Genomic DNA, 14,138 nt, shown 5'->3' on the forward strand with positions numbered 1-14,138 from the left:
TCTAATTGGCATTTATGACTTTTTCTTTGATAAAACCCTATTAAATAACGCCCTTGTTGTGAGAATTCCTGATGATGCGAGACCACAGACCCCAACCTGCAAATGATTTTTTTAATAATACCCGCTTTAAAGATCTGCAAGAAAAAGCGATTATTTTATCTAAGCTGTCGCATGTACTAAAAGATGCGCTACCTAAAGGGTGTGAAGATCATTGCCGTGTGGCAAATTATCGCCAAGGATCTTTAGTGATCGAGGTATCGAGCAGCGTTTGGGCAACTCGGATTAATTATGAAAGAATCTCTATTTTATCCGCTTTTCGAAAACATGGTTTACCAGGGCTTTCTAACTTAGAAGTAAAGATCAATCCTGATCTCGCTCGATCTTTTGTCGGTGAAAAACCGGCCGTTTATAAATCAGAGAAACAAGCAAAACGCGAGCTATCTGCAGCGGCGGCAAGCGCATTAGAAATGGTCGCAGAAACTGCCTCTCCTAAATTAAAAAAACGCTTAGAAAGCCTAGCTGCATTAGCGAATAAGAAGTAAGAAGTAAGAATATATTAGATATAAAAAAGCCAAGCAAACTGCTTGGCTTTTTTAATTTGATGATGGACTAGGCAAGTACCATTCCTGGCTGCATAAATGCAACTGGTGACTCTTGCTCATCTTCAATGGTTGTCCACTCCCATGCTTCTTGATCAGCAAGAACAGCACGAAGTAACTGATTATTCAGAGCGTGACCTGATTTATAAGCGCTTAATTCACCCAAGATACTATGACCACACATATATAGGTCGCCTACAGCATCTAGAACTTTATGCGTTACAAATTCATTATCAAAACGTAACCCGTCTTCATTTAGAATACGGTAATCATCTAGTACGATTGCACAATCAAAACTACCACCTAAACATAGGTTTTGTGATTGCAAGTACTCAATATCACGCATAAACCCGAAAGTTCGAGCTCGAGAGATATCTTTGATGAACGATTGGCTTGAAAAATCAAACACTAACTTTTGGTCATCAGAATCAATCGCAGGGTGATTGAAGTCAATAGTGAAATCTAAACGGAAGCCGTTATATGGACGAATTTCCGCCCACTTATCACCATCTTCAATGCGAACAGGTTTCTTAATACGAATGAATTTCTTCGCTGTATTAAGTTCTTCAATACCCGCAGATTGTAAAAGATAAACAAAAGGACTTGCGCTGCCATCCATAATAGGAATTTCAGGAGCATCAACTTCAATAACAACGTTATCAATGCCCATGCCTGCTAGTGCAGCATTTAAGTGCTCAACCGTTGAGATTCTTACGCCTTCATCATTAACTAACGCTGTACATAACATAGTATCGCGTACTGACTCTGGGTCCGCAGGGAAATCTACTGGTGGATTAAGGTCTGTACGACGATAAATAACACCTGTATTTGCAGCTGCTGGACGAAGAGTAAGCGTAACTTTACGGCCTGAGTGTAAACCCACGCCTGTCATTTGTACGATACTTTTCAGTGTACGTTGTCTGATCATATGCTCATCTCAACTATAAATATGCTTGATTTCAAACCAATTCTAAGAACTGGTCTGACATTTTAGCACACAAATTTCTATAAAACCAAATCGTTTGATGATTAATTAGTCAGCTTGACGTCGTAGAAACGCAGGGATATCCAAATAATCTTCTTTTTGATCTGGTTTAGCTTGTGCTGCACCCGCATTTTGCACACCAGCTGCTGGTGACGTTGATGATGCAGCAGGTTTAGTCGCTTGCACATTTTGTGCCGCTTTCTCTACTGTTGGTTCAACAACTGCGGCTTTTGGCTGTACAGGTGTTTGAACAACAGGTTGCGCTGCTGGTGCCGGTGTTGCCACTGGTTGAGTTGGTGCTGCTGCTTTATTTGTCACTAACGTGATTTCAGGCTTTTTTTCAGTGCCGATACCTGTAGCAACAACGGTAACACGGATCTCATCAGTCATATCAGGGTCAAGAGACGTACCAATAACTACCGTTGCGTTATCTGATGCGAATGCTTTAACTGTATTACCAACAGTTTCAAATTCATCAAGACGCATATCTAGACCAGCAGTGATGTTTACAAGAACGCCACGCGCACCAGCAAGATCGATATCTTCAAGTAATGGACTTGAAATCGCTTCTTCCGCTGCTTGTTCAGCACGATCTTCACCCACTGCGATACCACTACCCATCATTGCATGTCCCATTTCAGACATAACAGTGCGAACATCGGCGAAATCGACGTTGATCATACCAGGACGAGTAATCAGCTCAGCAATACCCTGAACCGCATTACGTAGAACATCATTCGCTTTTGCAAATGCTTCTAGTAAAGTGATGCCACGACCTAAAACTTTTAATAGCTTTTCGTTTGGAATCGTAATTAACGAGTCAACGTGTTTTGATAGCTCTTCAATGCCTTGCTCAGCAAAAGCAAGACGTTTACGGCCCTCAAAACTAAATGGTTTTGTAACTACAGCAACGGTTAGAATGTTCAGCTCTTTTGCTACTTCAGCAATAATTGGTGCCGCACCAGTACCAGTACCGCCACCCATACCCGCTGCGATAAATACCATATCGGCACCAGCAAGTACTTCTTTAAGTGCTTCACGATCTTCTAGAGCAGCATCACGACCTACTTGCGGGTTTGCACCAGCACCTAAGCCTTTTGTGATGTCTCCACCAATCTGAATTACTGTATTTACACTTGTCTTGCGAAGTGCTTGAGCATCAGTATTTACACTGATGAATTCAACCCCTTCAATTGACTCACGTACCATGTGCTCGATAGCATTACCGCCACCGCCACCTACACCAACAACTTTAATTACTGCGTCGTCGGACATTTCCATCATCGGCTCAAACATCTGTTCTCTCCGTTTCTTCCTGTTCGCTTCAGGTTAAAACTCTTTTAGTATCCAATTTTTAAATTTCTTTATTACGGTTGTGAAAGATTGGTGCTTACTTGGCACATAATCTTCATCGTCATGCAGCTGACTTTCTTTACCGTAATGTAAAAGTCCTACCGCTGTTGCTTGATAAGGTTCTTTTACATAATCAGTTAGGCCCGCAACCTCTAAAGGTTGACCTATCCTAACCTGAGTCTGGAAAACACGCTCAGCGCAATCTACCAAACCTTCAATCTGCGACCCACCACCAGTTAATACGATACCAGCAGCAAGGTGATGCTTTGTTCCTTCAGCGCGTAATTTATCTTGAATTGCAAGAATACGCTGGTTTACAAGGCCTAGCAGTTCAGAATACCTCGGTTCGATAACTTCCGCTAGCATTCTTCGCTGTAAACTTCTTGATGGTCGACCACCAACACTTGGAACATTGACCGTTTCATCACGATTAATGTGCTCACTAATGGCACAACCGTATTTAACTTTTAATTTTTCAGCATCGTTAAAAGGTGTACCAAAGGCATAAGCAATATCACTGGTTACTGCGTTACCGGCATAAGGAAGTACTTCAGCATGGCGCAATGAGCCATCAGTCCAAATGGCAATATCCATCGTACCTGCACCAATATCAACAACACAAACCCCAAGATCACGCTCATCTTCGGTAATAACAGCATTACTTGATGCTAATCCTGAGAATATAACATGCTCAACTTTCAAGCCACAACGCTCTACTGCTTTTACGATGTTACGCGCCATATCATTATGACAAGTAATAAGGTGAACACTTACTTCCATTCTCATTCCCGATAATCCAATAGGGTTTCGAATGCCTTTTTGCACATCAATGGAGAACTCTTGAGGTATCACATGCAAGGTGCGTTGTTCATCACCAATCTTTACTGATTTTGCTGTATGAATAACACTGTCCATGTCATCTTGAGTTACTTCTTCTTCAGAAATAGACCCCATTCCTTTCTCTATTTGGCTGGCTATATGCTTACCAGATAAAGAAATAAACACGGAGGTAATGGTGCATTCAGCCATCAATTCGGCTTGATCAATCGCTCTTTGAACCGATTTGACTACCGATTCAAGATCGTTCACACCACCTTTATCCATTCCTCTTGAGGGACATGAACCAGAGCCAATAACGCTCACTTGGCCATCAGGTAAAACTTCACCAACTAACGCTGATACTTTGTTTGTACCGATATCTAAACCAACAATAATACTGCCTTCTGGCGTTTTACTCATGTCAATTCTCTTCTTTAATCTTCAACATCATCAGGCTTCCACCCAACGGCGGCACCTGTATCGTAACGAAGATCTATATAATCTATCGAATTCTTTTTATTTGTTAATTGCTTATATAGAGCAACAAAACGATTGACTCTTTCTTCTCTGGCATCACGACCAAGCTCTAGTCGTATACCGTTATCTAAAACAACTTGCCAAGACAATCTGTCTGTCAATGCGACGCTGCGAACCGTAATATTTAACGGGGCAAATTGCTTTTGTAACTGATGCCAAAAGGCAAGCACTTCTTTACTGCTCGTTTCTGGTCCAAATAAAGCGGGTTTTGGCTCTAATAAATCGCTCATTGGCGCATTAAATACAACGCCCTCAGGATTAACAATAACGCTGTTATTCCAAGTTGCTTCAGGTTGGTGCTCAACAACGAACACTTTAATCGTTTCAGGCCACTGCTTACGAACAGAAACTTGGGCGATCCAAGGCAAAGACAATAATGCATCTTGCAATTTATTCACATCTTGGGTCATAAACGTCCCAATAGAATCCATTGAATCAATGGCTTCTCGAATATCATCTGCCGTAATGTGTTTTAATTGACCTTGAATAATCATATGAGATAAAGGCAATCTGTCTTCATCTGTCATCCAACTCACTGTTGAGATAACAAGCCATAATGAAATAATTACGACTAAAGAAAGAAAGAGCCCACCAGGAAGGTGTTTTCTTAATTTTTCTTTATCAAATGAAGTATTCATTTTGATCGTCTTAATCATATTCTTTCACAACAGAGCCAATATATAACGCCATCTACAATAAACTAAACCAATTTATTATACTTTAATGGCGATAAAACAAATTTCATCTAATAAGTATAGGGCTCAAAGTCCCTCTATCCCAACTTCTAATAGGATATTATTAATACAATAAGGATTCTATCTCATTATTCGTATTTTTATTAGAAGTTCTAACTAATTAAACAATAATTACCCAAACTCACGCATAGTTTCAATATTTAGTTTCATTGAAGCTAATTGTTTTGCTAATTTACCTACATCTCCAGCACCTTGAGTAAGCACGAGATCACCTTCTTGGATCACATTTGCCAACACTGGAGGTAATGCATCAATATTTGGTACAAAGATAGGATCAATTTTTCCTCGACCACGAATGGTTCGGCACAGTGATCTTCCATCTGCCCCTGCTATTGGGGTTTCACCAGCAGAATACACATCAAGCATGATTAATACGTCAACATTATCCAATACATTGGCAAAATCATCATATAAATCACGGGTTCGGCTATAACGGTGCGGTTGAAAAATCATAACAAGGCGCTTTTCAGCCCAGCCAGCACGCGCTGCTTTAATCGTTACATCAACTTCTGTCGGATGGTGACCATAATCATCCACTAACATTGCTGAGCCATTACCTGTTTCAAACTCTCCAAGTTGGTCAAAACGACGCCCTGCACCTTCGAAGTTTAAAAGTGCAGATAGAATCGCTTCATCTTCTACTTCTTCTTCTGTTGCTACGGCAATAGCTGCGGTTGCATTCAACGCATTATGCTTACCTGGAATGTTTAAAATAATATCTAAATCAGTACGATCTTTTCTCTGTACCGTAAAGAAGCTCTGCTGACCAACTTGACGATAATTAATTAAACGCACATCAGCATCTTCTGAAAAACCATAGGTAATCACTTGACGACTGACTCGCGGTAATAACTCTCTAACCACATTATCATCAATGCACATTACCGCTTGACCATAGAATGGTAAGTTATGAAGAAAATCAATAAACGTTTGTTTTAATACTTCAAAGTCACCACCATAAGTATCCATGTGGTCAGCTTCAATATTGGTAACAATACTTACCATAGGTTGTAAGTGTAAGAATGACGCGTCACTCTCATCCGCTTCTGCAATTAAAAATCGACTAGAACCTAAGCGTGCATTTGTACCTGCATTTTTCACCAAGCCGCCATTTACAAACGTTGGATCTAACCCTGCTTCTGAATAAATCTGCGTGGTTAATGCTGTTGTTGTCGTTTTTCCGTGCGTACCTGCAACCGCAATACCGTGACGGTAGCGCATAAGTTCCGCTAACATTTCAGCACGACGGATAACAGGGATACGATGTTCTTTTGCTGCAACAATTTCAGGGTTCGTTGGATCAATTGCTGTAGATACAACCACTACACTGGCTTTTTCTACATTACTTGCTTGATGTCCAAAAAAGATCGTCGCTCCTTTTTGAGCTAGACGAACCGTAACTGTATTCTCAGCCATATCTGAACCGCTAATGTTATAGCCTTCGTTTAGAAGTACTTCAGCAATACCACTCATGCCCGCACCGCCAATGCCGACAAAGTGAATGCATTCAACTCGGCGCATTTCAGGGATCATGGTTCTAATTTCAGCTAATTGCAGTTTCTGATCTTTTATCATTCTAAATCTCAATTCTTTTATTTTGCGAGGTCTTTAATCGCATTGGCAACACGTACATCAGCGTCAATAATCGCAGCCTTACGTGCATTACATGCCATTTCTACTAATTCTTTTCGTTCTAAACCGTTCAGTGTATCAACCAAACCTTGAACTGTTAAATCTTGTTGTTCAATCATTTGCGCTGCGCCACACTGTACGAGATGATCTGCGTTTAATGCTTGTTGGCGATCTTTATGCATAAAAGGAATAAATACAGAACCAACCCCAGCTGCCGAAACTTCAGATACCGTTAATGCACCCGAACGACAAACTAATACATCAGCCCATGCGTAAGCTTCTGCTACATCATCAATGAACTCTGTCACTTTAGCATCTGCAATACCGCTATCCTTATAAGCTTGATTTACAGTTTCTTGATTACCTTTACCTGCTTGATGCCAAATTTCAATAGCATGATTTAGCTGGGGTAACGCTTCTGGTAAGGTCGTATTTAGAATGCGAGCACCTTGACTTCCCCCCATCACTAACAAACGAATAGGGCCAGATCGCTCTGCAAATCTTTCTTTTGGGTGAGGCAATTGGCATACATCTTCACGTACAGGATTTCCGACGACCTCAGCATTTGGGAATGCTCCTGGAAACGCCTGAAAAACCCGTTTTGCAATTTTAGATAACCATTGATTGGTTAACCCTGCAACGGCATTTTGTTCATGCAATACCACTGGAATGCCAGATAACCATGCAGCAATACCGCCTGGCCCACTTACATAGCCACCCATACCAAGAACAACATCAGGCTGCCACGCTTTAATGTGTTTTTTTGCTTGAGAAATTGCACCTAAAATCTGAAACGGTGCGGCAAGCAATTTTTTTATACCTTGCCCACGCAACCCTTTTACTTTAATAAAGTCGATTTCAATACCATGTTTTGGGACTAAATCCGCCTCCATTCTGTCTTCTGTTCCTAGCCAACGAATTTCCCAACCTTCACTTTGAAGTTGCTTCGCTACGGCTAAACCAGGAAACACGTGCCCACCAGTACCACCAGCCATCACTAATAAACGTTTATTTTTATTCTTCATTTTCGCTCCGTGGAAGCTCGTTTTCTAAAAAGACCCGACATTCATGATCAATTCGAATAAGCAGCGACACCGCTATCGACATAATAATTAAACTGGAACCACCATAACTGATGAGTGGCAACGTTAGCCCTTTGGTTGGAACGATACCCGCCGCTGCACCTACGTTTACCAAAGTCTGGAAAGCAAACCAAATACCAATACCAAAAGCTAAGAATCCACCAAAACGCTGATCATGCTGCAAGCATTTACGTCCAATAAGTAACGCTTTTAGTACTAACGCAAAAATTAATACTAAAACAAGAGTAACACCTACAAACCCTAATTCTTCTGCAATAACCGCAAAAACAAAGTCAGTATGCGCTTCTGGTAAGTACTCTAGCTTCTGAATTGAGTTACCAAGACCTTCCCCAAACCAACCTCCTCGCCCAAAAGCCATCAGAGATTGAGTCAGCTGATAACCACTACCAAATGGATCTTGCCACGGGTCTAAAAAAGAGGTGACACGACGCATACGATAAGGTTCTGCAATGATCAAAACAATCACTAACGAAATACCACTCATTACAAGTGCGATAAATTGCCATAACTTAGCTCCAGCAATAAATAACATTCCAATGGTAGTAACAAACATTACAATGGTTGTTCCTAAATCAGGTTGCAATAGTAAGAAGAAAGCAAGACCGATAAGAACAACTAAAGGCTTTACAAAGCCTTTAAAGCTATCGCGAACTTCACCGTGACGACGTACTAAGTAACCAGAGATAAAAACAAATAAAGAAAGCTTTGCAACCTCAGCGGGTTGTAAGTTAAAAATTCCTAAAGGTAGCCAACGAGCGGCACCATTTACAGATTTACCCACCACTAAAACAGCGGCCAATAATGCAAATGAAATAAACAGTAGCAACATACTGTATTTCAACCAATCATCCAGTTTAATTCGTAATACTACTGATGAGGCACCAAGCGCTAAACATACAAATAGCATATGTCGCATCATAAAATGAAATGGCTGATCCGTTAAACGCGTACTAATTGGAAAAGAGGCTGAACCAACCATTACCAATCCAGTAAGCATCAAACCAAGTGCAATCCAAACCAACTGACGATCAAACATGACTTTAGGTGATGGAGTTAAACACCAGTCTTGAACTGGAGATGCCCATTGTTTAATACGATCAATTATCAAAATTAACTCTCAGCTGAATACTGTTTTGCTAGTTGAGTGAAAGCATCACCTCTAGCCATGAAATTTGCGTACTGATCAAAACTTGCACACGCAGGAGAAAGCATCACCATATCGCCTGCATTTAGTGTTGGAAAAAGGGATGCTAATGCTTCATCCATAGTTTGGAATAAGCCAGAGCGTGGGTCTAATGGAATAAATTGGGGACCATCTTCTCCAAAACAATACATCATTAAATCAAGCGCTTTTAATGCCGGAGAGAGCTCTGAAAAATCAGCACCTTTACCAACGCCACCAACCAATAGGTGCAGCTTTCCATCGATGTTTAAACCAGATAATGCGGCTAACGTACTTGCCACATTGGTCGCCTTTGAATCATTAACCCAACGAATACCGCCATTATCAGCGACAACCTGACATCTATGTGTCAATCCATTGTAAGTTCTTAATGTATCGAGTGTAGATTTAATATCTATGCCCACGGCATCAAGTAAAGCGATAGCGACTAAGGCGTTTGCTATGTTATGTTTTCCAACTAACCCTAATTCACTCGCTGCAATAATTGGCGCTGAGTCTTTAGCTAAATACTCAATGCCATCTTTTTCAATGCAGCCATAATCACCTTGATCAAACCCAAAACTTTTTACTGTTTTTTCAACATCAGGGTAAGTTTGTTTATCGTCACGGTTAACAATACCTACCTCTGCATGATCAAAGATACGCAGCTTAGCTTGACGATAATCAGCCATGCCTTGATAGCGGTCCATATGATCTTCAGATAAGTTCAAAAATGCAGCCGCTTTCAGTTTTAATGTAGAGGTTGTTTCAAGTTGGAAGCTCGAAAGCTCAAGAACATAAAGTTCTGCATCTTGCTCTAGTAAATCAAGAGCTGCAAAACCAATATTTCCACCAACGGCTGTTTTTACTCCAGCCGCTTTTGCCATTTCTCCGGTGAGATCAGTCACCGTACTTTTGCCATTAGAACCGGTAATCGCAATAACAGGTGCATTCACAGCCCAAGCAAATAACTCGATGTCACCAACAATTTGAATCCCTTTATCAATCGCAGGTATAAGTTGAGGTGAAGCTAAGGCGATTCCAGGATTAGTAACAATCAGATCAGCATTAATCAGCCAATCTTGTTGCCACCCTCCTGAATGCAGTTCTACATTTTTAGGCAATTGGTCATGGCCTGGTGGTGTATCACGAGTATCAATCACTTTAATTGTTAACGCTTCAGGCTGTCTCAGTAAATGCTTAACAACAGACAAACCTGTCATGCCTAAGCCAACCACTACAACATTTTTCACACCACCAAAACCACTCATATTAACGTACCTTCAATGTCGCTAATGCGATAAGAACCAATAACATAGAAATAATCCAGAAACGCACAATAACGCGAGGCTCTGGCCAGCCTTTTAACTCATAATGGTGATGGATTGGTGCCATACGGAAGATACGCTGACCACGTAGTTTATATGAACCTACTTGAAGAATTACCGATAAGGTTTCAACAACGAATACACCACCCATGATAACCAATAGGAACTCTTGACGAACTAACACCGCAATCGTACCTAATGCACCACCAAGCGCTAATGAACCTACATCGCCCATAAATACTTGTGCTGGGTATGTGTTAAACCATAAGAAACCAAAACCCGCCCCAACAATCGCAGCACACACAACCACCAATTCACTTGCTTGTGGGATGTGTGGAATATGTAAGTAATTCGCAAACTGTACATTACCAGTAGCCCATGCAATAAAGGCAAAACCAGCAGCAACGAATACCGTAGGCATGATAGCTAAACCATCAAGACCATCGGTTAAGTTCACCGCATTACTTGTACCCACAATAACAAAATAAGTAAGAAGGATATAAGCAAGGCCAAGTTGAGGCATTATTTCTTTAAAGAAAGGAACCACTAACTGTGTTGCAGCCGTATCTTTACCGTAAGCATATAAAGCAAAAGCAACCACTAACGCAATTGCTGACTGCCAAAAGTACTTCCAACGAGCAATCAAACCATCGGTGTTTTTACGAACAACTTTACGATAGTCATCAACAAAACCAACCGCGCCATAGCCTAACAATACAAACATCACTGCCCATACATAAGGATTTGTCAGATCTGCCCACAAAAACACAGTCACCGTAATCGCAGTAAGAATCATGATACCGCCCATGGTTGGTGTACCACGTTTACTGAAATGCGATTCAGGACCGTCATCACGTACAACTTGACCGATTTGTAGGTTCTGTAACCATTTAATTAATTTCGGCCCCATCCAAAGAGAAATGGTTAATGCTGTGATAATACTTAAAATGGCTCTAAAGCTTAAATATTCAAATAGGCGGAAAAATGGAAAATATTGCTCTAGAAAATTGGATAACCAAATAATCATTATTGACACTCCTTAAGAGCAGAAACCACTTCGCTCATTCGTGAACTGTTGGCACCTTTAACTAGCACGGTAACCTCATTATGTTTAATAGATTGTAATTCTTTAAGTAAGTAGGCGTTCAAATCAGAACGCGTTTCAAAATGGCGGCCATTACATAGCTCACTGATCACTTTTGTGTCATCACCAAATGTCACGACTTGCTCAAATTGATATGGGGCAGCATATTCCCCAACTTCACGATGAAGTGCAAGGCTTTCTTCACCTAGCTCTGCCATATTACCTAAAACAAGCCAGCGTTGGCCTTCGAACCCACCCAGTAAATCCACTGCAGCCTTCATTGCTGGAACACTGGCATTGTAAGTATCATCAATAACCTTCAAACCAGAGCCTAACGTTTCAACGGCAACACGTCCTTTTACGCTACCCAACTGTTGTAGCCCTTGTTGAATATCATCTAGTGACACGTTAGCTTGAATAGCTAAAGCCGCAGCAGCAACTGCATTGACTACATTATGCTTGCCAATAATGCCTAAAGAAACCTGAGTACTTCCTTGAGGTGTATTGATTTGAAAGCTTGGTTCACCCATGCCATTTATTTCAATATTTGAAGCATAAAAATCGGCACTAGAGTTACTCATAGCAAAACTAACGACTTGTTTACCTTCAAATAGCGAAGACCATTTTGGTAGGCCATTGCTATCTAAATTATAAATAGCGGTTCCGTTTTCTTGTAGCCCTTCAAAAATCTCACCCTTTGCTTTCGCTACCCCTTCAATTGAACCAAACCCTTCTAAATGCGCTGCCGCGATATTATTAACCAGAGCAACATTGGGTTGAGCTAATTGAGTTGTGTATGAGATTTCATTTTGATGATTTGCACCCAATTCGATAACGGCAAAATCATTGCTTGGTTGAGAGCGTAATAACGTTAACGGAACGCCGATCTCATTATTAAAGTTTCCAGCGGTTGCCAACACCTCACCAGTGCGAGTCAAAATAGAAGCGAGCATCTCTTTTACTGTGGTTTTGCCACAACTGCCTGTTAAGGCAAACGTAAAAGTATGACAAACCTGATGTACGTGTTTCGCCATTAAGCCTAGCGCTTTTTGCGTATCAGAAACAATTACTTGAGGAAGTGATGTATCAACTTCTTTTGATACAAGAAGCGCGGTGGCACCTTGCTCTTGTACTGCGGGAATAAAATCATGAGCATCAAAGCGTTCACCGATAAGAGCAACAAAAAGCCCTTGAGCCTCAATATGTCGGCTGTCTGTTGATACTGATGATATTTGACAATCCGTCCCAACCAAGTGACCGTCACACGCTTTTGCTATTTCACTAAGTAACATCGTTATCATGCTTGTAACCCTAATAATTTTTGTGCCGTTTCACGATCCGAGTAATGAACGGTTTTATCGGCTAACACCTGATAATCTTCGTGCCCTTTACCTGCGAGTAAAATGATATCGCTTTCATTCGCTTGAGATAGTGCGAACTGACAGGCTTTAAAACGGTCATGAATAACATGTGCTAATTCTGGTGTTTTTAACCCAGCTAACATGTCATCAGTAATTAAACTTGGATCTTCTGAACGAGGGTTATCATCACTAAGAATGACCACATCCGCTTGTTGCTCAGCAATACTTGCCATCATTGGTCGTTTACCTGTATCTCTATCGCCACCACAGCCGAAAATACACCACAACTTACCTTCGCAGTGAACACGTAATGCTTGCAACGCTTTATCTAAAGCATCAGGTGTATGCGCGTAATCCACTACGACTTTAGCTTTATTATCAGCAGTAAACAGTTCCATTCTGCCAATAACTGCATTCAACTGAGGTGCAGTTTGAGCTAAAGCATTGATGTCATAACCAAGAGAAAGAAGTGTCGCGAAAGCAACGAGAATATTGCTTGCGTTAAATGCTCCAATTAAAGGCACTGAAAAAGCAACATTTCCCCAATCTGAAGAAACGGAAAGTTGAATGCCTTCGGTTGAATAAACAACCGATGTCGCAAATACCTTCTTACCAGAATGAAAAGATAGGCTTTCTTCATTTAAAGAAACGGCGACGGCATGAGGCATCTCTTTTAGCCATTGGCAGCCCACTTGATCATCCGCATTGATGATTGAGTTTTTTGGGCGATGAGAAGTAAAAAGTAACTTTTTAGCTTCAGCATAGTTTTCCATATCACCATGATAATCAAGATGGTCACGGCTTAAGTTCGTAAATACGGCAGCATCAAAAGATAACGCATTAACACGCCCTTGAACTAAACCATGAGACGACACTTCTAGTGCCGTCAGTTTAGCTCCGATATTTTCAAGCTCAGTCAGTGTTTGTTGGATTTCAATTGGACTACCCGTTGTATTCAAGGCAGGTTTAAGGTCCGACAATAATCCATTACCCGTAGTCCCCATCACAGCAGCTGGTCGATTTAATAAAGTCGTCCATTGCGCAATGATCTGAGAAATCGTCGTTTTACCATTAGTACCAGTAATACCGACGAGTTGCATGCTTCTCTTATTCGCTTGATAAAAAGCTCCTGCAATCGCACTTAACTTCGTATAAAGAGAATCAATATAGACAACAACAGCGTTATCAATAACCTTTACTGTACCAGTAATATTATCTTCATCAGCGTCAGCAATAACCGCAACAGCACCTTGTTCAATTGCTGATGAAATAAATTGGCGACCATCCACTGCATGGCCTTTAATTGCTACAAATAAACAGCCAGGAGATACTTGGCGACTGTCCAATGTCATAGATGAAATTGCCACAGATTGATTTAACTCGCACCACGGCAACAGTAATTCAGATAACTGCATCATCA

General features: G+C 41.0%; 12 protein-coding genes. 1 reads left to right on the forward strand and 11 read right to left on the reverse strand.

The window, feature by feature from the left end; all coding sequences use genetic code 11:
* Window positions 1-71 precede the first annotated feature (71 nt).
* Window positions 72-542 carry a DUF721 domain-containing protein gene (locus PVK70_RS05530; protein WP_242504740.1) on the forward strand — a complete coding sequence of 157 codons (471 nt, stop codon included), beginning with the start codon at window positions 72-74 and terminating at the stop codon, window positions 540-542.
* Between the two features lie 67 nt (window positions 543-609).
* On the opposite strand, the gene lpxC is transcribed toward PVK70_RS05530, so the two are convergent.
* The 11 genes from lpxC to murE all read right to left on the reverse strand — a co-directional run bounded on the left by lpxC (window position 610) and on the right by murE (window position 14,136).
* On the reverse strand, window positions 610-1,527 hold the full coding sequence (lpxC, locus tag PVK70_RS05535; protein WP_130043977.1) for a UDP-3-O-acyl-N-acetylglucosamine deacetylase: 918 nt from the start codon (window positions 1,525-1,527) through the stop codon (window positions 610-612).
* Between the two features lie 105 nt (window positions 1,528-1,632).
* Window positions 1,633-2,880, reverse strand: coding sequence for a cell division protein FtsZ (gene ftsZ / locus PVK70_RS05540; protein WP_130047123.1), 1,248 nt, complete (start codon window positions 2,878-2,880; stop codon window positions 1,633-1,635).
* A gap of 33 nt (window positions 2,881-2,913) precedes the next feature.
* Window positions 2,914-4,176, reverse strand: coding sequence for a cell division protein FtsA (ftsA, locus tag PVK70_RS05545; protein ID WP_130043975.1), 1,263 nt, complete (start codon window positions 4,174-4,176; stop codon window positions 2,914-2,916).
* A gap of 14 nt (window positions 4,177-4,190) precedes the next feature.
* Window positions 4,191-4,931 (reverse strand): cell division protein FtsQ/DivIB, encoded by a 741-nt coding sequence (locus PVK70_RS05550; RefSeq protein ID WP_242504741.1) that lies wholly within the window; start codon window positions 4,929-4,931, stop codon window positions 4,191-4,193.
* A gap of 228 nt (window positions 4,932-5,159) precedes the next feature.
* Entirely contained in the window at window positions 5,160-6,623 is a 1,464-nt protein-coding gene (gene murC / locus PVK70_RS05555) for a UDP-N-acetylmuramate--L-alanine ligase (RefSeq protein ID WP_130047125.1), read from the reverse strand.
* A gap of 17 nt (window positions 6,624-6,640) precedes the next feature.
* A complete protein-coding gene (gene murG, locus PVK70_RS05560; protein ID WP_130047126.1) occupies window positions 6,641-7,705 on the reverse strand; it encodes an undecaprenyldiphospho-muramoylpentapeptide beta-N-acetylglucosaminyltransferase in 1,065 nt (354 codons plus the stop codon).
* Window positions 7,695-8,891: a cell division protein FtsW gene (gene ftsW, locus PVK70_RS05565; protein ID WP_130047127.1), complete on the reverse strand. Its 1,197-nt coding sequence runs from the start codon at window positions 8,889-8,891 to the stop codon at window positions 7,695-7,697. The genes murG and ftsW overlap by 11 nt, the downstream gene beginning before the upstream one ends.
* A gap of 2 nt (window positions 8,892-8,893) precedes the next feature.
* Entirely contained in the window at window positions 8,894-10,216 is a 1,323-nt protein-coding gene (murD, locus tag PVK70_RS05570) for a UDP-N-acetylmuramoyl-L-alanine--D-glutamate ligase (protein WP_130047128.1), read from the reverse strand.
* Window position 10,217: 1 nt separating this feature from the next.
* Complete coding sequence (gene mraY / locus PVK70_RS05575; protein ID WP_130043969.1) at window positions 10,218-11,300, reverse strand: phospho-N-acetylmuramoyl-pentapeptide-transferase; 1,083 nt, start codon at window positions 11,298-11,300, stop codon at window positions 10,218-10,220.
* The gene (locus tag PVK70_RS05580; RefSeq protein ID WP_130047129.1) at window positions 11,300-12,658 is read right to left on the reverse strand and encodes a UDP-N-acetylmuramoyl-tripeptide--D-alanyl-D-alanine ligase; all 1,359 of its coding nucleotides are present in this window, start codon (window positions 12,656-12,658) and stop codon (window positions 11,300-11,302) included. Before PVK70_RS05580 ends, mraY begins: the two co-directional genes overlap by 1 nt.
* Window positions 12,655-14,136, reverse strand: coding sequence for a UDP-N-acetylmuramoyl-L-alanyl-D-glutamate--2,6-diaminopimelate ligase (gene murE / locus PVK70_RS05585; RefSeq protein WP_130047130.1), 1,482 nt, complete (start codon window positions 14,134-14,136; stop codon window positions 12,655-12,657). The genes PVK70_RS05580 and murE overlap by 4 nt, the downstream gene beginning before the upstream one ends.
* Window positions 14,137-14,138 lie beyond the last annotated feature (2 nt).

The sequence above is a fragment of the Aliivibrio sp. A6 genome (assembly GCF_028765505.1).
Classification (GTDB): Bacteria; Pseudomonadota; Gammaproteobacteria; order Enterobacterales; family Vibrionaceae; genus Aliivibrio; species Aliivibrio finisterrensis_A.

Excerpts from the sequence above, each read along its gene's own strand:
- PVK70_RS05530 (WP_242504740.1), top strand. The coding sequence starts at position 72 with ATGATGCGAGACCACAGACCCCAACCTGCAAATGATTTTTTTAATAAT.
- lpxC (WP_130043977.1), bottom strand. The coding sequence starts at position 1,527 with ATGATCAGACAACGTACACTGAAAAGTATCGTACAAATGACAGGCGTG.
- ftsZ (WP_130047123.1), bottom strand. The coding sequence starts at position 2,880 with ATGTTTGAGCCGATGATGGAAATGTCCGACGACGCAGTAATTAAAGTT.
- ftsA (WP_130043975.1), bottom strand. The coding sequence starts at position 4,176 with ATGAGTAAAACGCCAGAAGGCAGTATTATTGTTGGTTTAGATATCGGT.
- PVK70_RS05550 (WP_242504741.1), bottom strand. The coding sequence starts at position 4,931 with ATGAATACTTCATTTGATAAAGAAAAATTAAGAAAACACCTTCCTGGT.
- murC (WP_130047125.1), bottom strand. The coding sequence starts at position 6,623 with ATGATAAAAGATCAGAAACTGCAATTAGCTGAAATTAGAACCATGATC.
- murG (WP_130047126.1), bottom strand. The coding sequence starts at position 7,705 with ATGAAGAATAAAAATAAACGTTTATTAGTGATGGCTGGTGGTACTGGT.
- murD (WP_130047128.1), bottom strand. The coding sequence starts at position 10,216 with ATGAGTGGTTTTGGTGGTGTGAAAAATGTTGTAGTGGTTGGCTTAGGC.
- mraY (WP_130043969.1), bottom strand. The coding sequence starts at position 11,300 with ATGATTATTTGGTTATCCAATTTTCTAGAGCAATATTTTCCATTTTTC.
- PVK70_RS05580 (WP_130047129.1), bottom strand. The coding sequence starts at position 12,658 with ATGATAACGATGTTACTTAGTGAAATAGCAAAAGCGTGTGACGGTCAC.
- murE (WP_130047130.1), bottom strand. The coding sequence starts at position 14,136 with ATGATGCAGTTATCTGAATTACTGTTGCCGTGGTGCGAGTTAAATCAA.